Annotated in this window: 16 protein-coding genes; 6 read left to right on the forward strand and 10 right to left on the reverse strand. The window is 66.4% G+C overall.

Features of this window, described 5'->3' with window-relative positions; all coding sequences use genetic code 11:
• Positions 1 to 10: 10 nt before the first annotated feature.
• Genes mlaD through ABS769_RS07350 form a run of 4 tightly spaced genes read left to right on the forward strand, consistent with a single transcriptional unit; the run spans position 11 to position 2,567 of the window.
• Positions 11 to 562 carry an outer membrane lipid asymmetry maintenance protein MlaD gene (gene mlaD / locus ABS769_RS07335; RefSeq protein WP_023905821.1) on the forward strand — a complete coding sequence of 184 codons (552 nt, stop codon included), beginning with the start codon at positions 11 to 13 and terminating at the stop codon, positions 560 to 562.
• Positions 559 to 1,221: an MlaC/ttg2D family ABC transporter substrate-binding protein gene (locus ABS769_RS07340; RefSeq protein ID WP_006451567.1), complete on the forward strand. Its 663-nt coding sequence runs from the start codon at positions 559 to 561 to the stop codon at positions 1,219 to 1,221. The genes mlaD and ABS769_RS07340 overlap by 4 nt, the downstream gene beginning before the upstream one ends.
• Positions 1,211 to 1,504, forward strand: coding sequence for an STAS domain-containing protein (locus ABS769_RS07345; RefSeq protein WP_170118607.1), 294 nt, complete (start codon positions 1,211 to 1,213; stop codon positions 1,502 to 1,504). The genes ABS769_RS07340 and ABS769_RS07345 overlap by 11 nt, the downstream gene beginning before the upstream one ends.
• Positions 1,505 to 1,514: 10 nt before the next feature.
• The gene (locus tag ABS769_RS07350; protein ID WP_317060441.1) at positions 1,515 to 2,567 is read left to right on the forward strand and encodes an MlaA family lipoprotein; all 1,053 of its coding nucleotides are present in this window, start codon (positions 1,515 to 1,517) and stop codon (positions 2,565 to 2,567) included.
• A gap of 106 nt (positions 2,568 to 2,673) precedes the next feature.
• Here ABS769_RS07350 and ABS769_RS07355 read toward each other — a convergent pair whose 3' ends face one another.
• The 4 genes from ABS769_RS07355 to rmuC all read right to left on the reverse strand — a co-directional run bounded on the left by ABS769_RS07355 (position 2,674) and on the right by rmuC (position 6,383).
• Positions 2,674 to 3,093 carry a lysozyme inhibitor LprI family protein gene (locus ABS769_RS07355; protein WP_317060442.1) on the reverse strand — a complete coding sequence of 140 codons (420 nt, stop codon included), beginning with the start codon at positions 3,091 to 3,093 and terminating at the stop codon, positions 2,674 to 2,676.
• 311 nt (positions 3,094 to 3,404) lie between these two features.
• Entirely contained in the window at positions 3,405 to 3,956 is a 552-nt protein-coding gene (locus tag ABS769_RS07360; RefSeq protein WP_317060443.1) for a glutathione peroxidase, read from the reverse strand.
• Between the two features lie 217 nt (positions 3,957 to 4,173).
• Positions 4,174 to 4,554 carry a hypothetical protein gene (locus ABS769_RS07365; RefSeq protein ID WP_317060444.1) on the reverse strand — a complete coding sequence of 127 codons (381 nt, stop codon included), beginning with the start codon at positions 4,552 to 4,554 and terminating at the stop codon, positions 4,174 to 4,176.
• 242 nt (positions 4,555 to 4,796) lie between these two features.
• On the reverse strand, positions 4,797 to 6,383 hold the full coding sequence (rmuC, locus tag ABS769_RS07370; protein ID WP_317060446.1) for a DNA recombination protein RmuC: 1,587 nt from the start codon (positions 6,381 to 6,383) through the stop codon (positions 4,797 to 4,799).
• Between the two features lie 359 nt (positions 6,384 to 6,742).
• On the opposite strand from rmuC, the gene ABS769_RS07375 reads away from it, so the two are divergent.
• Together ABS769_RS07375 and ABS769_RS07380 are read left to right on the forward strand one after the other, a co-directional pair.
• Positions 6,743 to 7,366 (forward strand): glutathione S-transferase family protein, encoded by a 624-nt coding sequence (locus ABS769_RS07375; protein WP_317060447.1) that lies wholly within the window; start codon positions 6,743 to 6,745, stop codon positions 7,364 to 7,366.
• Positions 7,367 to 7,690: 324 nt separating this feature from the next.
• Positions 7,691 to 9,106: an amino acid permease gene (locus tag ABS769_RS07380; protein WP_074056183.1), complete on the forward strand. Its 1,416-nt coding sequence runs from the start codon at positions 7,691 to 7,693 to the stop codon at positions 9,104 to 9,106.
• A 157-nt stretch (positions 9,107 to 9,263) separates the two neighbouring features.
• On the opposite strand, the gene ABS769_RS07385 is transcribed toward ABS769_RS07380, so the two are convergent.
• From ABS769_RS07385 to ABS769_RS07410, 6 genes are all read right to left on the reverse strand, one after another.
• Positions 9,264 to 11,741, reverse strand: a complete 2,478-nt coding sequence (locus ABS769_RS07385) for a GH92 family glycosyl hydrolase (RefSeq protein ID WP_317060450.1) — start codon at positions 11,739 to 11,741, stop codon at positions 9,264 to 9,266.
• Between the two features lie 677 nt (positions 11,742 to 12,418).
• Positions 12,419 to 12,811, reverse strand: a complete 393-nt coding sequence (locus ABS769_RS07390) for a DUF2628 domain-containing protein (protein WP_317060451.1) — start codon at positions 12,809 to 12,811, stop codon at positions 12,419 to 12,421.
• A 137-nt stretch (positions 12,812 to 12,948) separates the two neighbouring features.
• The gene (locus ABS769_RS07395; RefSeq protein WP_317060452.1) at positions 12,949 to 14,697 is read right to left on the reverse strand and encodes a sensor domain-containing diguanylate cyclase; all 1,749 of its coding nucleotides are present in this window, start codon (positions 14,695 to 14,697) and stop codon (positions 12,949 to 12,951) included.
• A gap of 139 nt (positions 14,698 to 14,836) precedes the next feature.
• Positions 14,837 to 16,027 carry a sugar diacid recognition domain-containing protein gene (locus tag ABS769_RS07400; protein ID WP_317060454.1) on the reverse strand — a complete coding sequence of 397 codons (1,191 nt, stop codon included), beginning with the start codon at positions 16,025 to 16,027 and terminating at the stop codon, positions 14,837 to 14,839.
• 350 nt (positions 16,028 to 16,377) lie between these two features.
• Positions 16,378 to 17,547 (reverse strand): glycerate kinase, encoded by a 1,170-nt coding sequence (locus ABS769_RS07405; RefSeq protein WP_317060455.1) that lies wholly within the window; start codon positions 17,545 to 17,547, stop codon positions 16,378 to 16,380.
• Positions 17,548 to 17,572: 25 nt separating this feature from the next.
• A complete protein-coding gene (locus tag ABS769_RS07410; protein WP_317060456.1) occupies positions 17,573 to 18,883 on the reverse strand; it encodes an MFS transporter in 1,311 nt (436 codons plus the stop codon).
• Positions 18,884 to 19,130 lie beyond the last annotated feature (247 nt).

Raw genomic sequence — 19,130 nt, forward strand, 5'->3', positions numbered from 1 at the left:
TGGAATAACTATGGCCATGCGTGGACCACGACTCGAATTCGCCGTCGGCGCCTTTTTGCTGCTGACCCTGGCCTCGCTGCTGGTGCTGGCGGTGGCCTCGACCAATCAGCGCTGGGGCTTCGGGTCCAGCCAGTACACGCTAACCGCGCGCTTCAGCCAGATTGGCCAGCTGCGTGCGCAGGCGCCGGTGAAGATCGGCGGCGTGACCATCGGCAAGGTCTCCGACATCAGCCTGGATCCGACCAAGTTCGATTCGGTGGTGACCTTGTCGCTGGACAACAAATACAAGGATCTGCCCGCCGACACCTCGGCCGGCATTTTCACCAGCGGCCTGCTGGGCGAGAGCTACATCGGGCTGCAGCCGGGCGGCGACCCGGAAACGCTCAAGCCGGGCGAAGAAATCGGCTTCACCCAGCCGGCGGTGGATCTGCTGCAGCTGGTCGGCAAGTACATGTTCAGTGGTGGCGGTAGTGGTGGCAGCAATGCCCCGGCCGCCACCGATGGCCAGGCCCCGCCGCCTGCCCCGCCCGCTTCTCCCTCTACGGAACCTCACCACCAATGAAAACCACCCTGCTCTCCGCCATCCTGGCCTCGACCCTGCTGGTGTGCGCACCGGCCACCGTGCTGGCCCAGCCGGCTGCCGCCAGCGCGCCCGCACAGGGCGCGGCAACCAAGACCGTCATCGACAGCAGCACGCGCATCCTGAGCACGCTGGACCAGCGCCGCGCCGAGTTCCGTGGCAACCCGGCCGCGCTGCGTCAGTACATCGATGGCGAATTGAACAAGGCCTTCGACCGCGACTACTCGGCACGTCTGGTGCTGGGCGTGAACGGCCGTGGCGCCTCCGATGCGGACGTCAAGCTGTTTGCCGATGCGCTGGCCGACAACCTGATGCAGCGTTACGGCACCGCGTTGCTGAACTTCGAAGGCAAGCCGACCTTCCGCGCCAAGTCCGAGAGCGCGCTGCCGGGCAACCGCGGCGTCAAGGTCTCCACCGACCTGCTGCGCGCCGGCAACGACCCGACCCCGGTCGATTACATGATGCGTAACGTCGGCGGCCAGTGGAAAATCTTCGACGTGATGATCGAAGGCATCTCCTACGTGCAGACCTTCAAGACCCAGTTCGACGGCCCGTTGCGCGAGAAGGGCATCGCCAAGGTCGCTGCAGAATTGCGCAGCGGCAATCTGCAGGTCGGTGCGGCACCGGCCAATGGCAAGTAACAGCTCCGTGCAACGCAACGGCGACACGCTGGCACTCACCGGCGTGCTCGACCGGGCGGCGGTCACTGCGGCCTGGCCGCAGGCGATCGCGCAGCTGGACGGCATTCGCACGCTCGACCTGTCCGGTGTACAACGCCTGGACAGTGCCGGCGTGGCGATGCTGGCCGAACTGGCTGCACGCGTGCGCAGCACTGGTACCGTTACGGTGGTGGGTGAGGCGTCCGGTCTGGACGAATTGCGCGCCGCTTATCGCTTGTCCCCTACTTTCGATTTTCAGGCGTGAGCGCCACCCCATGACCCAGTTACGCCCCCTCTCTTTGTTGGCCGCCTGCCTGCTGCTTGGTGCATGCGCCAGCCAGACGCCGAAGTCCGCCCCGCCCGCAACTGCGGCCAGCATCGCGCCAAGCGCTGAAACATCGGTCCGCGACGATGCCGGAGTGACCGCGCAGCCGGCCGCTGCCGGAGTCGCTGCACCGGACGCGTTGCCGGCCACTGCCGCTGCGCCCAGCGACCAGGCCAGCGCTGATGCCAGCGGCGGCAGCTCAGGGGCGCCGACCGCCGCTGAAGACGACTTCGACGCGCTGTATGGCCCCACCACGCCGCAAGCCGGCGGTAATGGTGCCCCGGCACAGCCTGGCGCACCGGCCTACGACCCGTGGGAGCGCTACAACCGCGGCATGCACCGCTTCAACCTGGCGGTGGACCGCGGCGTGGCGCGTCCCTTGGCCACCGGCTACACCAAGGTGGTGCCGCGTCCGGCCCGCCTGGGCGTGACCAACTTCTTCGACAATCTCGGCACGCCGCTGACCATGGTCAATCAGCTGCTGCAGGGCCACCCGGTGTATGCGGTGCAGTCGCTGGGCCGCTTCGTGATGAATTCCACACTGGGCGTGGCCGGTCTGTTCGACCCGGCCTCCGCGGCGGGCATCCCGCGCCGCAGCGAGGACTTCGGCCAGACCCTGGGCGTGTGGGGCTGGCGCAATTCGCGCTACTTCGAGTTGCCGCTGTTCGGCCCGCGCACCGTGCGCGATACCTTCGGCCTGGGCGGCGACATTCCGCTGTCGCCGTTGCGCCAGGTCGACGACAGCGGTGCGCGCTTCGCCCTGCAGGGTTTGCAGCTGGTGGATACGCGCTCGCAACTGATGTCGCTGGATTCGCTGCGCGACCAGGCACCGGACGAGTACGCCTTGACCCGCGATGCCTGGATGCAACGCCGCAACTACCAGATCGTGCGCGATCTGCGCAGCCATCGCGAAAAGAACACCGAGCTGCCCGACTATCTGCGCGAAGACAAGGACAGCACCGTGCCGGTGGACGCGATGCCGATTCCGCAATGGATTCGTTGATCGGTTGAGTTGGCGGTATGGTGTTGATGCAGAAGCCCGGGAGCGATCCCGGGCTTTTTTGTGGCTGCGATACTGTGGCCTTCAGTCCATCAGACGATGGCGTTGATTATTTGCCAGGGCGCAGCACCGGCTCGGGCCTGATAGGCGCAGTGCGATCTGCATAGGTGAGATAGCTCTTCCATAGATCGTGCGCGCGCTGATCGTTGAGGTCGACAACGCAACTCGCCGCTTTCGCCGCTGCAACCGTTGCACTGCCCCAGCGCCGACGCACGTTACTGCAGTGAAGCTCCTTGTACTTCGTCCAAGCCGCCTGTGCATTATCGAAGGCGTCGGCTGGAATACCCGATGTGGAAACAGCCCTTTCACGCGCGGCGCCCAGATACTCGTCCAGACGCTGCTGCGAGGTGCCGACCTCCTGATGCCAGCATGCGTTGCTTTCAGAGGTTGTTTCCAGGTCGCGGCATAGGTCAGCGGCGTGCAATGACGAACTGCCAAGTAGCGTCAGGATGACAGTGATAGGGCGCATCGGCGTGTGTCCTTGTTATGGAGCCCTCGTGTTGATGGACTTGCAAGATTCGGCTTGCGCGCAAATCAGGGCTGCGGATGACTCGAATCGAGGACTGCAACTGCACACTCTTGGCAGCGACCATTCGCGTCGACTGCCAGTGTCTGCGTCATGGCAGCGAAGCGGACCCGAACCGATGGAGCTTGCGGGAATTCAACCTGCAGAATTCCCGGCTTTAGCCCAGGCCGGTTGCACATAGTGCACTTGTTGAGCAAGCGCAATGGAATGCGATCGTCGTTCGAACGGTACTTCATGCGGTACGCATGACGGCGTCAGGCAGCGGCGGCCAGCGCCGCATCCACTGCCTGACGCAAGCGTGCGTCGTCTGCGGGGACATCGGGGGCGAAGCGGGCGATGACCTGGCCATCGCGGGCGATCAGGAATTTTTCGAAGTTCCACAGCACGCCGGGTGCCGGGTTGGGTTCGATGCCATAGCCGGCCAGTTTTTCGCGCATCGGGCCGTCGCCGGTGGCGTGTGGACGTGCGCTGGTCAGCTGCTGATAGAGCGGATGGGTGTCGGTGCCGGTGACCGCGATCTTGGAGAACATCGGAAAGGTCACGTCGTAGGTGAGCTGGCAGAACTGCGCGATCTCCGCCTCGCTACCAGGCTCCTGGCCCTTGAAGTCGTTGGCTGGGAAACCCAGCACTTCCAGGCCTGCTGCCTGCTTGTCGCGATACAGCGCTTCCAGGCCTTCGTACTGCGGGGTCAGGCCGCACTTGGAGGCGACGTTGACCACCAGCAGCACCTTGCCGCGATAGTCGGCCAGCGTGGCGGGCTCACCGTCGATACGGGCCACAGGGATGTCGTAAAGCGTCTGGCTCATCGGTACGTCCTGGACAAGTAGAGCCGAGAGCATAAACCGCTGAAGCCGAGCGAGCGATGCGGGTGTCTGACGGTGCTTGCGGTTGGCTGTTGCTTACAACTTTCTGTTGCTGCAGTTGGCTTTGCTGCGGCCGGCTATTGCGACAGCTGGCGACCACTGCGTGCACTGGCGGATCAGCCGATCTGCCAGTGCCAGCGCTTAAGCACATGCAATGCCATCAATCGATGCACAACGCGGCCTGGCCCATGCCGCCGACCACTTCCTGGCGGCAACCGAAGCGGTCGCTGTCGCGCTGGCAGGTACCCGAGGTGGCGGTGCCGGTGGGCACGATGCTGGTGGCCAGACAATCGCCACTGCAGTCGGAGTTGTCAGTGCAGGTCTTGCCGGCATCGGCGTATGGCACCACGCAGCGCACCGTCTGCATGCGACCGACCGGACGTAGCTGCCCGCCCTTTGCCGTGCATTCGGCAGCATCAGCAGCGACTGCGCGCGGTGGTGGTTGGGCGCTCGCTGCAGCGCCCGGCTTGGCAGCCGGAGTATTGCTGCATGCGGTCAGCAGCAGGGCGCAGACCACTGCATAGATCCATCGACGCGACATGGCACTCTCTTCTTGAACAAGGTGCGTGCAAGCATCGCGGTGGCGATGTCTGCGTGGTGTGCTTGGCGTCGGGCACAGGAAGACACACGGTGTAGACCGGCCGTTGTAGGAGCGGCCTGGCCGCGATGAGGCGTTATCGGTAACGCCTCGTCGCGCCCGGGTGCGCTCCTACGTTGTCCCCGCTCTTGCGGTGCCATTGGCAGGTTGGGAGTGGCAGTGCCGTATTTCGGCACGTAGCCGGATTACTCCTGCTCGTCGTTGTTGTCGTCTTCGCTACTGCTTCCGGCGTCGTCGCTACCGGCATCGTCCAGCAGCGCCTGCGAGTGCTCGTTGGACAGCGTTTCCACACCGCGCAGGCGACGTTCGATGGTACGGGTCTTGCGGCCTGCATCGCCCAGGGTCTTGCCGACGGTGTTGATCTGGCGTTCGGCCTTTTCCAGGATGCCGGCGAACTTGCCGAACTCGCTCTTGACCGCGCCGAGCAGGCCCCACACTTCGCTGGAGCGCTTTTCAATGGCCAGGGTGCGAAAGCCCATCTGCAGACTGTTGAGCAACGCGGTGAACGTGGTGGGGCCGGCGATCACCACGCGGTGCTCGCGCTGCAACACATCGACCAGGCCGGGGCGGCGGATGGTTTCGGCGTACAGGCCTTCGGTGGGCAGGAACATCACGGCAAAATCGGTGGTGTGCGGCGGGCAGATGTATTTGTCGCTGATCGATTTGGCCTGGATGCGGATCGCGCGCTCGAGCTGATTGCCGAGCTGGCGGATCTGCTCGATGTCGCCGGCTTCCTGCGCGTCGAGCAGGCGCTCGTAATCTTCGCGCGGGAATTTGGAATCGATCGGCAGCCACACCGGGGTGTCTTCGTGCCCACGACCGGGCAGGCGCACGGCGAAATCCACTGCTTCGCTGGTGTCCGGGCGCACGCGCACGCTGCGCGAATACTGCTCGGCGGTGAGCGTCTGCTCGAGGATGTTCTCCAGCTGCACTTCGCCCCAGCCGCCGCGGTTCTTGACGTTGGTGAGCACGCGCTTGAGATCACCCACCCCGGTAGCCAGCTGCTGCATTTCGCCCAGGCCGCGCTGCACCTGTTCCAGCCGCTCGGAGACGATCTTGAAGGAGGCATCCAGGCGCGTGTTGAGCGTGGTCTGCAGTTTTTCGTCGACGGTGGCGCGCATCTGTTCGAGCTTGCTGGCGTTGTCGTTCTGCAGATTGGCCAGCTGCTGTTCCAGCGTGGCACGCATCTCGCCGATGCGCAGCTCGTTGCGTTGGGTGAGCTCGTTCAAGCGCTGGCTCAGGGCCTCGGTGAAGCGCTGCTGCGACTCGCCGGCTTCTTGCCTTCCCTTGCGGGCGTCTTCGGCCAGCGCCTCGCGCAAGCTGGCCATGTGCGTGTCGGTGCGTGCGATCAATTCGGTCAGCTGCTGGCCGAACACCTGGATGCGGGTTTCCTGCTGCTGGCCGAAGCCTTCCAGCTGGGTGCGCAGTTCGGTGAGCCGTAGGGTGAGCAGTTCGCCGGTGCGTTGCTGCGCCTGGCCGCTTTCTTCGCGCGCCTTGCGGGCGTCTTCGCCGAGTGCGTCGCGCAGCAGGTCCAGGCGCTGATCGGTGCGCGTGGAGAGCTCGGTGAGATTGCGCGCGAAGGTTTCCAGGCGGCCGTCCTGCTGCCGCGCCAGGCCTTCGAGTTGCTCGCGCAATTCGCCGCGGCCGTCGCGTTGCTCGGCGCGCAGCGCCAGTTCCAGGCCGCTGGTGGAGGGACGCCGCAGCAGCGCGAGCAGCTGCAACACGAGGACTACGACGAGCAGTCCGAGAAGGATCAGGGATTCGGATGACATGCGCGCAGTGTAACGGGCACTGTCGCAAGGGCTGCGTCGGGAGTGGACGCAGTGCACAGGATGACGGTGGGTCGGGTTGCGCCGTGGTGCGCAGTTCTCATCTCGATTGACTGCCTGTGTCGCTTGGCATGCCAGCGCAGAATGCGTTGAAGCGCCTATCACCGACGTGGTTCCAACCTGCATGCAGGGCACCACGCAGCTCCCCGTAGAGGCAACGCTACGGCAGGGGCGACGACCACTCGGGCGTGGTGGCATGTACGTTGGCAGGCATGGATGCAGAATCGCAGCGTCTGCTTCCACACGGTGCGCGCATTGCCCGCCGTCATCGCCCTATGTCGCCATTGGTTATTGAGGATCACATGCTGAAACTCTACGGAAAGCCGACCTCCATCAACGTGCGCAAGGTGCTGTGGCTGTGCGAGGAATTGGCGCTGGACTACACGCTGCATGCATATGGCAGCGGGTTTGCACCGGTGGACACGCCGGCGTTTCGCGCGCTCAATCCCAACGCGCTGGTGCCGGTGCTGCGCGATGGCGATCTGGTGCTGTGGGAATCGAACACGATCTGCCGGTATCTGGCCGCGCGCAGCCACCGCGACGATCTGCTGCCGAGTGCGCCCGCTGCACGTGCGCTGGTCGAGCAATGGATGGATTGGCAGGCCACCGAGCTCAACAACGCTTGGCGTTACGCGTTCATAGCGACGGTGCGTGGCAGTGCGGCGCATACCGATGTGCAGGCGATTGCAGCCAGCGTGCGCGAGTGGAATCGGCACATGGCCATCCTCGACGCACAGCTGCAGCGCGGCGGTCCGTTTGTGCTTGGCGCAGACTTCACCTTGGCCGATATCGTGTTGGGCTTATCGACGCAGCGCTGGTTTGCCAGCCCGATCGATCGGCCGGTGTTGCCTGCGGTGGCCGCGTATTACACGCAGCTCGGAATGCGCGCCGGCTTTCAGCGGTATGGGTGTAATGGGGTGGCTTAGGGGTGCTGGACCTGGCCGGATCGCATCATGTTGTGGGTGGGGAATACGCATCGATCAGGCAGCGATCGAGCTGATGCTGCGTCGCCTGTCCGTACCCTCACCCCAACCCCTCTCCCGATGGGAGAAGGAATCAAACGCCCCCCTCCCATCGGGAGAGGGGTTGGGGTGAGGGTACGGCTTCACGGAATCCTTTCAGAGGCCGTCAAACCCCGTCCATAAAGTTAGCAACCGCTCCGCGCCACTCCAAACAACATCACCACCGATAGCATTGCTGCGGCGCGTTGGGCGACACTCGCGCATTCTTTTGGTTCCTTCGAGGTCCGCATGTCGTCTTGGCTCAGGCGCAAATCCATCGATCAGGTCACCGTGCACGAGGCTGGCCGGCAACTGGTCCGCAGCCTGAGTTGGCCGCATCTGATCGCACTCGGCATCGGCGCGATCGTGGGCACCGGCATCTATACGCTGATCGGCGTGGGTGCGGACAAGGCCGGCCCTGCGGTGCTGTTGTCGTTCGTGGCCGCCGGCATCGTGTGCGCCTGCGCGGCGCTGGCGTATGCGGAAATGGCCACGATGATGCCGGCCGCCGGCAGCGCCTACACCTACAGCTACACCGCGCTCGGCGAAAGCATCGCCTGGGTGGTGGGCTGGAGCCTGGTGCTGGAGTACTCGCTGGTGGTGAGCACGGTGGCGGTGGGGTGGTCGGGCTATTTCGTCGGCTTCCTGCAATGGTTGGGGGTGGAGTTGCCGCACGCACTGGTGGCCGGGCCGCACGCCGGCGGCATCGTCAACCTGCCGGCGGTGGTGATCACCTTCCTGGTGGCCGGCATGCTGATGGCCGGCACCAAGGAAAGCGCCACGCTCAACGCAGTGCTGGTGGTGTTGAAGATCATCGCGCTGGGCGTGTTCGTGGCGATCGCGCTGCCGGCCTTCAATAGCGCCAACCTGCAGCCGTTCATGCCCTACGGCTTCTCCAAGGCGATGGGGCCCGATGGCGTGGAGCGCGGGGTGATGGCGGCGGCGGCGATCATCTTCTTCGCGTTCTATGGCTTCGATGCGATTTCCACTGCGGCCGAAGAGACCAAGAACCCGGGGCGCGATCTGTCGATCGGCATCGTCGGCTCGATGATCGGCTGCACGCTGATCTACGTGCTGGTGGCGCTGTCGGCGGTGGGTGCGATGAGCTTCACCGTGTTCGGCAAGAGCCCGGAGCCGTTGGCGCTGATCCTGCGCGAACTCGGCCACGGCAAGGCGGCGCTGGTGATCGGTGCGGTGGCGATCATCGCGCTGCCGACGGTGCTGCTGGCGTTTTTGTACGGGCAGAGCCGCATCTTCTTTGTGATGTCGCGCGATGGCCTGCTGCCGCGTGGCTTGTCCAAGGTCAGCGCGCGCACTGGTACGCCGGTGGCGACGACGTTGTTTACGGCAGTGCTGGTGGCGGCGTTGGCGGGTGTGGCGCGGCTGGATGAGATTGCCGCGCTGGCCAATGCCGGGACCTTGGCGGCGTTTACCGCGGTGGCGGCATGTCTGCTGGTGTTGCGTGTGCGTGAGCCGACCCGTGCGCGTGCGTTCCGCACCCCGTTGGCATGGGTGGTGGGGCCGGTGGCGATTTTGGGGTGTCTGTATCTGTTCTGGAGTCTGCCGAGCACGACGCAGCTGTGGTTCCTGGTCTGGAACGTGCTGGGTGTGGTGGTGTATGTGGCGTATGGGCGGCGGAATAGTCGCTTGGGGAAGGCGGGTTAGTCCCTTCTCCCGCCGGGAGAAGGTGCCCGTAGGGCGGATGAGGGGCCGGGCGAAGCCTCATGTCATTCAACTTGGTAAGTGGCTTTGCCCCGCACCCTCACCCCAACCCCTCTCCCGCAGGGAGAGGGGCTTTTATCCGTCGGCTTGATGCTTGCGGTTACTGCGCGGCTGCAGGCGTGGCACAGAACGAGATTGGTAATGCGTCCGCTTGCGTGCCCCAGCCTTGGGTCGGCGCCTGCTTGGTGAGCGCAAACGACAGCGTACCGCCTTGCTGCAACTGAGCCCAATCCAGGAACACCTGGCGCTGCGGTGTGCCGTTGAAACGCACGCCCTCCACATATTGCAGCGCGCGGCCGTCCGCGCCGGGGGCGTCGATGCGCAGGCGCTTGCCGTTACCCAGGTCCAGCGTCGCGCGCTTGAAGCGCGGGGCATGCAGCAGGAACTGCCCGCTGCCCGGCACCGCCGGATACAGGCCCAGGGCGCTGAACAGATACCAGGCCGACATCGTGCCTAGATCGTCGTTGCCGGTGACGCCGTTGGGGGCGTTGGTGAACAACTGCTGCGCGGCACGCACCACGGTGGCGGTCTTCCACGGCTGGCCGATCAACGTGTACATCCACGGGGCGTGCAGGTCGGGTTCGTTGTTGGGGTTATAGCGGTACTGGTTGTAGTAGCTGTAGGGGCCGACCACCCAGTGCGTACGCGCGCCGTTGAGCGGGTCTTTGAGCAAGTCGTCGTAGGCGAAGAAGGCGTCCAGGCGTTTGCCGGCTTGTTCGCTGCCGTGCATCGCCTGCAGCATGCCGGGGATGTCCTGCTGCAACAGCCACTGGTATTGCCAGGCGGTGCCTTCGTGGAAGCCGTGCTGCGAGCGCGGGCTGTAGTGATCGTCCGAGGGCGCGTACCAGCTGCCGTCTTCCAGGCGGGGGCGCGGAAACCCGCTGAAGCCGGTGTCGGCATCGCGCACGCTGGCGTCCCAGACGCGGTGCCAGTTGCCGCCGCGTTGGCGTAGTTGCGCGCTGTCCTCACTGTGGCCGAGCGCGTGTGCCATCTGCGCCAGCGCGCAGTCGGCCAGTGCGTATTCCAGCGTGGCCGAGCCGCCGTGGTGCGGGTCCACGTCCATGCCCTTGGAGGGGAAGGCGCGGTCGTATTGCACGAAGCCGTTGGCCAGGTAACTGGCATTGCCGGAGCGGCCGGAGTGGCGCGAGTTGATCGGCGGTTGTTCGAAGGCGTTCTGGCGCAGCGCTGCGTAGGCCTCGGCCTCGTTGCCCTGCAGCGCGCCGAAGCGCCACAGGTCGACCAGGAACGGGGTGACCGGGTCGCCGGTCATGATGTTGGTGTCGTAATTGGCGTAGCCCCAGCGCGGTAACCAGCCGCCTTGCTGATGGATGGCCAGCAGCGAGCGGCCGATATCGCGCGCACGCGCCGGTTGCAGCAGGGCCAGCAGCTGGTTCTGCGAGCGGTAGGTGTCCCACAGCGAGAAATATTCGTAGTAGGTCCAGCCATCGGCGCGGTGGATGGCATCGTCATAACCACGATAACGGCCATCGGCGTCACTGCCGGTCAGCGGCTGCAGCAGGGCGTGATACAGCGCGGTGTAGGCCACGGTGCGGTCGTCGGCGCTGGCGCCGTCCAGCTGCAGGCTGGCCAGTTGCTTGCGCCAGGCCTGTTGCGCGCGTTGGCGCATCTGCTCCAGGCCCAGCAGCTTGCCGCCCTGCCTGCCGTCGGCGCGCAGGTTGTTGCGTGCACCTTCGGCGTCCACGTGCGAGATGGCGCTGACCACGGTCACCGCACGTGCGTCCTTGCCCTTGCCCAGCGGGAAGCTGAGCCAGGCGCCGTTGGGTTTGAGTTCGCCGCCCATGCTGTGGCGCGCATCGGGCACGCCGCCGTCTTCGCCCCAGACCCCGTGGGCAGTAAACGGGCGGTCGAATTCCAGCCGGAACCAGGTGGTGTATTCGTGGCCGCCGCAGAAGCTTTGCGTGGTCAGTTTGCCTTCGACCACGCGGTCGCCGACCACTTGCACCTGGCTGCCGATCACCACATGGCGGTCGTTGGCCTGGCCCAGGTTGACCAGCACATGGCCGGTGTCGGCGCCGGGGGCGAAGGTATAGCGCTCGGCGGCGGCGCGGGTGAGCGCGGTGGCTTCGGCGTCGATGCCGCCGTAGTCGGTCAGGCGCACCTTGTAGTAGCCGGCCTGGCCGATCTCGCCATCATGCGTGTAGCGGGCGGCGTAGCGGGTCTGGTCGAAGGCCTTGGCGTCGCCGGTATCGAAGTCGCCACCCGGGCCGATGCGGCCGGTGACCGGCAGCACCGAGACCTGCCCGCCCTGCTCCCAGCAACCGGCCCCGGACAGGAACGAATGGCCGAAGCCGCGGATGCTGGGGTCGTCGTAGCGCCAGCCGGCGTAGTGCGCGCCGATCGGGCTGACCTGGACCAGGCCGAACGGGGCCGAGGCGCCCGGGTAGGTGTTGCCGTCGTCCTTGCTGCCGATGAAGGTGTTGACCTGCGCCGGGTCCTGCGCGGCCAGCGGTGTGGACACCACCATGCCGAGCAGACATAGGCCGGCGGCGGCGCGGCGCCAGAATGGCGCCGGAGCACCCTGCGAGACGGAACGACTGGACGGGACTGCGGAGAGCATGCAAGACACCTCGGGGGAGAGGGCGACCGAAGCCGCAGATGGAGGATCCCTGCCGACCGCTGCACCACGCAGCGATCGACGCACAACGACTGCGTTCGAGCAACGACCTTCAGCGTAATCGCGATTTCGCGCCCGACTGGCTTACTTGGATCGATCTAAATTCGATGCGGTCACAGCCATGTGTTGGCAAAGATTAAGCATTCTCAGCCATCTGCCGCATACCGCAGCGCAGCAAAGTGTGCGGGCTCTTGCAGTTTTGCGGGTGTTTTAGACGTGTTGAAGCGGTCTGTTGCGCGCGCTCGGGGGCTGCCGTTCTGAGACGTGCCAGCTGTGCTGAAGGGTAAGCCCGGCTTGGGGGTCGATTTGGCTGCGCTGTGAACGTGTGGTTGAGGCGCCCTTTGGGCGTGTTGCGCGTCGGGGGCCGGACCCTCACCCCAACCCCTCTCCCGGGGGGAGAGGGGCTTGGTTCCTGCAGGGGTTCGGTTCCTGAGGAGGCCTGGTGCCTGGGGCTTGGTCGCTGGGAGGGCTATGTCTCTGGGAGCGGCTCGGTTTCTGGGTGAGCGCACGGCGTAGCCGCGTGCGCTCCAGCTTGCCCATAAAAAAAGCCCGGTCAGTGACCGGGCCGGGCGACGCTGGCGTGGCGGCGGGAGGGGCCGACGCGCCGGTGACGCAGTTGCTCAGATCCAGCGCATGCCTTCGAACGGGTTCCAGCTGGTGCTGCCTTTGACCTTGTCCAGGTAATAGGCGTAGTTGGCGATCATGCCGGTCAACAACGACAGCGGCAGCCACAGCACATTCTGAAACGCGGCCGGCAGGAACGAGGCCACGATGCTGACCACGATGCTGATGCCGATCAGGCTCAACGCCTTGCGCCACAGGCCGATGATGAAGAAATAGATGACGCCGAAGAAGAAGGCATAGAAGTTCATGCCGACCTTGACCTTTTCGCCAAACGGCAGGGTCTTCAGCGCTTCCTTGTAGGCCGGCTCCTTGGGGCCGCCGTGACGGTCGAAGAAATCGAAACGGAACTGCCACTTGGGACTGAGCTGGGTGCGATCGAAGGTGTCCATTCCAAACCATGTAGTTGAAAACGGTTACATGATAGGCGATCGCGTATTCATCGGCACGCGTTTCAGCCCTCCAGGCCTTGATCTGGTGGCGGATCAGTCAGCTTGGCAGCGCGGGCCAGTGCTGCCGGTGATCGACGCTAGCGCTGGTCGCTCAGGCCGCTGCCACGGCGTGACCGGCGCAGCGCATACAGCGAGCGGTCGGCGCGATCGACCACCGCCGCCAGCGCCTCGCCGTCATGCCGCAAGGCGGTGCCCAGGGTGAACTGGATCGGTGCGTCGGCGCTGGCCCCAACGTAGTCGCGCGCCAGGGCGTCCAGTTGCGGCTGGGTGGGCTGGTGCAGCAGCACCAGAAATTCATCGCCGCCCAGCCGGACCAGACGGTCCTGGGTGCGTAACGGCTGGTTGAGGAACCACGCCATCTGCACCAGCACCTCGTCGCCGCGCTGGTGGCCATGGGTGTCGTTGACCAGTTTGAACTTGTCCAGATCCACCACGATGCAGCCCCAGCGCACGCTGGGGTCGCGCTTGTCCAGTTCGTCCAGGAAGCGCCGGTTGTAGCAGTTGGTGAGCGGGTCGGTGAACGACCATTCCAGCAGCTGTTTTTCCTGCTGGTACTGGTTGGTGATGTCCTGGGCATGCGCCAGCACGATGGTGGCCTCGGAGTCGATATCCAGCACGTTGCGGTACTGCCAGTGGCGCAGGCTGCCGTCGCTGGCGACCAGCTCGATCACCCCGGCATCCTGGCCGTCGAGCACCATGCGCGACAGATAGCCCTGCAGGGCGGCATGCTGCTCGGGGCGCACGAACTCCTGCAGCACGCGGCCTTCCATGCCCTCCACCTGGCGACCGAGCGAGCGCGCCGCAGCCGGGTTGATGCTGATCAGGCGGCCGTCCATGTCGTGGGTGCAGATCAGGCCCAGGCTGTACTGGAACATGTTGCGGAACTTGCGCTCGCTGGCGGCCAGCGCATCCACTGCGCGATGGCGGTCGGTCACGTCCTGCACTGCGCCGATCAGGCGGGTGCGTCCGTCCACATGCTCCACCGAGCCGGTGCTGTGCACCCACAGGCGCCGGCCGGTGGCGCTGATCAGCGGCAGCTCCAGATCCCAGGGCGTGCCGTCGCGCACGCAGGCCTCGACCGCCTCGGTGATCACCGCGCGTGCCTCCAGCGGGTAGAAGCCGATCCCCTCGTTCAAGGTCGGTTTGTAGCCCGGAGGCAGATCGTGCAGGCGGCAGGTCTGATCCGACCAGGTCAGGGTGCCGCTGGCCACATCCACTTCCCAGCCACCCACCCCGGCGACCCGGCCGGTACGTTCCAGAAACGCCTCGCTCTCGCGCACACGCTGTTGCAGTTGTTCGTTGGCGGCCTGGCGTTCCAGCATCACGCGGCGCTGCTCCAGGCCTTCGGCGGCGACTCTGGCCAACTGCTGCAAGGCCTGCAGCTGCGCCGGCTCCAGCGCGCGCGGGCGCTGGTCGATCACGCACACGGTGCCCATGCGCAAGCCGTCGGGCAGCACGATCGGTGCGCCGGCGTAGTAGCGGATGGCGGGCGATTCGGTGACCAGAGCGTTGTCGCAGAAGCGCGGGTCGGCCGGCGCATCGCGCACTTCCATCACCGCATCGCCCTGGATGGTGTAGGCGCAAAACGCCAGTTCGCGTGGGGTTTCGGAGACGCCGGGCAGACCGATGTTGGCCTTCCACCATTGCCGGCGCTCGTCCACCAGCGACACCAGCGCGATCGGGGTGCCGGCGATCGCCTGCGCGGCGGCGGCCAGCGCATCGAAGAACGGTTCGGCGTCGGTGTCGACCACCTGCAACAACGCCAGACGCGCAAGGCGCTCGGCCTCGCTGGCGGTAGATGACACGGCGGTGTCGCACTGATTCAACGGAAAGCTCGCTCGTGCCCCGGGCAATGTGTTGAGTCTAGCGGAGTGGGCATACCTGGCAGGGACTGGCGATGCGAGGTTCCGTGCGCTATCGCACACAGACGCGCGTGCGCGCCGACGCTGCGGCCGTTGCGCCACCTCAGTCGGTGGCGCTGGCGTCCGTCTTCGCCTCGGTGGCGGCGCGGTCGTCGCGCATCTGCAAGGCCAGATACAGGCGCATGCAATCATCGGTATTGCTCAGGTCCACTGCGCACAGTTGCTGGATGCGCTGCATGCGGTAATCCAGCGTGTTGCGATGGATGCCCAGCACCTTGGCGGTGGGCGCCATGCGCATGCCGGCGCCGAACCAGGCCGACAAGGTCTTCAACAACTGGCTGCGACGTTCCTGTGCCAGCAGGGCTTGCAGCGGCTTGCGCAATTCATCGGCCTGCCAGGCCTGGCGCAGGTCGTCCACCAGCACCGGCAGGCGATAGTCGTCGTAGAAAAACGCATCGGCCTGCGGCGCACGCGCCTTGCCGATGCGCATGGTGGTGCGCGCGACCTGGTGCGACAACGCCAACCCGTTGGGCTGCGCAAAATACTGGCCCAGTGCAAGACGGATCCGCAGCGGGCTGCTGGCGCGCATGCGCTCGAGCAAGGTGTGCGCGCGACGGCGTTGTTCGCCCACGTCCCAGTGCCCGCGGCGGTCCAGTGCGGGCTTGAGCACCACCAGTTCGTTGAGCGCGGTGGCGGCGATCAGGTTGCCGCGTTCGGGCGTGGACAGCAGCGTGTGCAGGCGCTGCAGCTCCACCAGCATGGCGTCCAGATCCAGGGTGTCGCTTTCCACTTCGATCACGGCGGCCACGCGCGGCAGGTCGAGCGCGATGCCGAGCCGCTCGGCCCAGCCGGCCAATGCCGGGGTCGGGCCGTCGGCGCGGATCAGGCCAAGCGTGACTTCTTCGCGCAGGCGCGCATCGCGGGCCAGCAGGCGCAGCAGGCCGGCCTGTTCCAGCATGGCCTCGGCAGCCATGCGCACCAGTTCGGCCTGTTGCCCGATCCGCTGCGGGTCGCCGGTGAGCCCGACGCAGCCGACGATGCGGCCATCCACGATCAGCGGCAGATTCACGCCCGGCCGCACTGCATCCAGTTGCTGCGCCAGCGCCGCATCGATCTCCACCCGGCCCTGTCGGGACAGCACCAGCAGCGCGCCTTCGTGCAGCTGGCCGATGCGCGCCGGCTCGCCGCTGGCGATGATGACGCCGGTGTGGTCCATCACATTGACGTTGCCGTCGATGATGGTCATCGCGCGGTCGACGATGGACTGCGCCAGGGTGCGGTCGAGCGTAAGCATGGGCTGGGGTCTGTTGACGCGGTCGAGGGAGGTCACGGTGCCATGGTCGGCGCGTGCATGTTCGACACGGGTGTGACTGTGCAGGGTGGGCGGCAGCAACGACGGGTGCTTCTACCGCGGTTGCTGACAGCCTGCCGCACGGGGTTCGATTCGGATGCGTCAGGCGAAGATGCGGCGCGCTGCGCACCCGTCGTGAGTGAGCAGCCGACTTCCCGGAATCGGTGGCAGTCACGCCGGCAATGCGCCGCATCGCGGCGTCACCCTGCAGGCGCCAGGCATGTCCTGCGCGCCGATGGGCTGCAGTGGGGCAGGCACGAGGAGGGCCGGGGTGAGGCATCCGTGCGCTGCCGTCAGCGGCCTTCTCCGACTGCAGGCACCTGCGCCAACGCCCTGCCCACCTGCAACGCCGCCGCCACATTGCGCGCGGCGATACGCACGTTGCTGGCGGCTTCGGCCAGCGCCTGTTCCACCGTGCAGGCGCGATGCACCACTGCGAACATCGCATCGATGCCGTGGCCATGCAGCAGCGCGGCGCCATTGCCCAGGCAGCCGGCAATGGCGATCACCGGTTTGCCGTGCCGCTTCGCCACCCGCGCCACGCCCACCGGGGTCTTGCCGTGCAGGCTCTGGCTGTCCAGACGGCCCTCGCCGGTGATGACCAGATCGGCCTGGGCGACCAGCGCATCCAGCCCGAGCGCCTGCGCCACGATCTCCACGCCGGGCCGCAACTGCGCGCCCAGATACGCCACCAGCGCCGCGCCCAGACCGCCTGCCGCGCCGCCGCCGGGCAGGTCGTGCAGCTGCACGCCAAGGTCGCGCTGCAACAGGTTGGCGTAGTGCTGCAGGTTGCTATCGAGCTGACGCACCATGCCGGGGGTGGCGCCCTTCTGCGGGCCGAACACCGCCGAGGCGCCGGTGGGGCCGATCAGCGGGTTGTCGACATCGCAGGCCACTTCGAACCGGCAGTCCCGCAGGCGCACGTCCAGACCTTCGGTGTCGATGCGCGCCAAGGCGGCCAGCGCGCCGCCACCCGGGCCGATCGGCGCGCCTTGCGCATCCAGCAGCCGCACGCCCAAGGCCTGCGCCAGGCCGGCGCCGCCGTCGTTGGTGGCACTGCCGCCGATGCCGATGATGAAGCGCCGCGCGCCGGCATCCAGCGCAGCCAGGATCAACTCGCCCACGCCTGCGGTGCTGGTGCGCAGCGGCGCGCGCTCGGCTGGCGGCAGCAGCGCCAGGCCACTGGCGGCAGCCATTTCGATCACGGCGGTGCGGCCGTCGCCGGTCAGGCCGAAGAACGCCGGCACCGGGGTGCCGAGCGGGCCGCTGACGGTGCAGGCGATCACCCGCCCGCCGGTGGCGGCCACCAGGGCGTCGACCGTGCCTTCGCCGCCATCGGCCACCGGCACCTTGGTGTAGTGCCAGTTAGGGAACACCTCGCGGAAGCCGGCCTCGATCTGGGTGGCCACCTCCAGCGCGGACAGGCTTTCCTTGTACGAATCCGGGGCGATGACGATCTTCATGGGGACACTCGCTTGAATGGACGCATCACTGGTTCACCGCGCGCGCCGGCACCCGCAGCACCAGCGCGGCGCCCAGCAGCATGGCGCCGGCCAGCACGTACAGCGCCAGCTCGGTGCTGTGGGTGGTGTCCTTGATCCAGCCCACCAGATAGGGGCTGACGAAGCCGGCGACCTGGCCGGTGGAATTGATCAGCGCCAGCCCGCCGGCCGCAGCGGCGGCAGTGAGAAAGCCATTGGTCAGCGGCCAGAACAGCGGCAGCCCGCTGACCGCGCCCATCGTGGCCAGCGTCATGCCGAACAAGGCCAGCGCCAGGTTGTCGGTGACGCTGGCGGCGATGCACAGCCCGGCTGCGCCCATCAGCAACGGGATCACCAGATGCCAACGGCGCTCGCCGCGGCGGTCGGCCGAGCGGCCCATCAGCACCATGAACACCGCTGCGGCCAGATACGGGATGGCGCTCATCAGGCCGATCCGGGTCGGGTCGGTGACGCCGCTGCCCTGGATGATCGAGGGCAGCCAGAAGTTGATCGCATACACCCCGCTCTGGATGCAGAAGTACACCGTGCCCAGCATCCACACCGCCGGGTTGCGCAGCACCGCGCCCAGCGAGGTGGAGGCACCGGCAGGCTTGCGTGCTTCGTCGTCTGCCAGCGCGCGGGTCAGTGCCTGTTTCTCCTGCGCATCCAGCCAGGTCGCCTGCTGCACGCCGTCGCTGAGCAGGAACCACACCCCGATGCCCAGCAGCACCGTGGGCAGGCCTTGCAGCAGGAACATCCATTGCCAGCCAGCCAAACCGCCCTGCCCGGCCGAAAAGTGGCTGAGGATCCAGCCCGACAACGGCCCGCCCAGCACGCCGGAGATGGGGATGGCCGACATGAAGACGGTCATGACCCGGCCATGCTGGGCGCGCGGAAACCAGCGCGTCAGATACAGCACGATGCCCGGGAAGAAACCGGCCTCGGCAGCGCCGGTCAGCAGGCGCAGCGTGTAAAAACCGGCCGGGGTGCGCACGAACATCAGGCAGGTGGAGAGCAGGCCCCAGCTGACCATCATGATCGCCACCCAGCGGCGCGCGCCGATGCGCTGCAGGATCAGATTGCTCGGCACCCCGCAGGCCAGATAGCCGATGAAGAAGATGCCTGCGCCCAGCCCGTAGACCGTTTCGCTCATGCCCAGATCGCCCAGCATCTGCAATTTGGCGAAGCCCACGTTGACCCGGTCCAGGTAATTGAACAGGTAGCAGACGAACAGGAACGGGATCAGCCGCCACAGGATCTTGCGGTAGGTCGGGCCCATACCGTCGGGGGGCGGCAGGGGCCGGGTGGCTTGGGTCATCGCACGCTCCAGCAGTCGGTGGGCCAACCAGTGCGCGGCGCAGCGGTGCCGGCACCACACAGGGGGTCGGCGCATTCTAGTTGGAGCTTTTTCCCGGAAGCATCGTCAGGATGCTGCCTGTTTATGGGCAGCTGGGCGCTGATTTTTGTGCAAATGCCCAAATCCGCATCAAGCATCTCGTGCCGGGCTCGCAGCGCCACGCCGACCATGCTGCTGGTGCAGGGCTGGCCGTCCCGATACGGGCGCG

This window comes from Xanthomonas hortorum (assembly GCF_040279205.1).
Taxonomy (GTDB): Bacteria; Pseudomonadota; Gammaproteobacteria; order Xanthomonadales; family Xanthomonadaceae; genus Xanthomonas; species Xanthomonas hortorum_F.

Bases quoted from the DNA above. Each gene is read 5' to 3' on its own strand.
- ABS769_RS07350 (WP_317060441.1), top strand. From the start codon at position 1,515: ATGACCCAGTTACGCCCCCTCTCTTTGTTGGCCGCCTGCCTGCTGCTT.
- ABS769_RS07360 (WP_317060443.1), bottom strand. From the start codon at position 3,956: ATGAGCCAGACGCTTTACGACATCCCTGTGGCCCGTATCGACGGTGAG.
- rmuC (WP_317060446.1), bottom strand. From the start codon at position 6,383: ATGTCATCCGAATCCCTGATCCTTCTCGGACTGCTCGTCGTAGTCCTC.
- ABS769_RS07410 (WP_317060456.1), bottom strand. From the start codon at position 18,883: ATGACCCAAGCCACCCGGCCCCTGCCGCCCCCCGACGGTATGGGCCCG.
- ABS769_RS07345 (WP_170118607.1), top strand. From the start codon at position 1,211: ATGGCAAGTAACAGCTCCGTGCAACGCAACGGCGACACGCTGGCACTC.
- ABS769_RS07405 (WP_317060455.1), bottom strand. From the start codon at position 17,547: ATGAAGATCGTCATCGCCCCGGATTCGTACAAGGAAAGCCTGTCCGCG.
- ABS769_RS07340 (WP_006451567.1), top strand. From the start codon at position 559: ATGAAAACCACCCTGCTCTCCGCCATCCTGGCCTCGACCCTGCTGGTG.
- ABS769_RS07365 (WP_317060444.1), bottom strand. From the start codon at position 4,554: ATGTCGCGTCGATGGATCTATGCAGTGGTCTGCGCCCTGCTGCTGACC.
- ABS769_RS07380 (WP_074056183.1), top strand. From the start codon at position 7,691: ATGTCGTCTTGGCTCAGGCGCAAATCCATCGATCAGGTCACCGTGCAC.
- ABS769_RS07385 (WP_317060450.1), bottom strand. From the start codon at position 11,741: ATGCTCTCCGCAGTCCCGTCCAGTCGTTCCGTCTCGCAGGGTGCTCCG.
- ABS769_RS07390 (WP_317060451.1), bottom strand. From the start codon at position 12,811: ATGGACACCTTCGATCGCACCCAGCTCAGTCCCAAGTGGCAGTTCCGT.
- ABS769_RS07375 (WP_317060447.1), top strand. From the start codon at position 6,743: ATGCTGAAACTCTACGGAAAGCCGACCTCCATCAACGTGCGCAAGGTG.
- ABS769_RS07355 (WP_317060442.1), bottom strand. From the start codon at position 3,093: ATGCGCCCTATCACTGTCATCCTGACGCTACTTGGCAGTTCGTCATTG.
- mlaD (WP_023905821.1), top strand. From the start codon at position 11: ATGGCCATGCGTGGACCACGACTCGAATTCGCCGTCGGCGCCTTTTTG.
- ABS769_RS07400 (WP_317060454.1), bottom strand. From the start codon at position 16,027: ATGCTTACGCTCGACCGCACCCTGGCGCAGTCCATCGTCGACCGCGCG.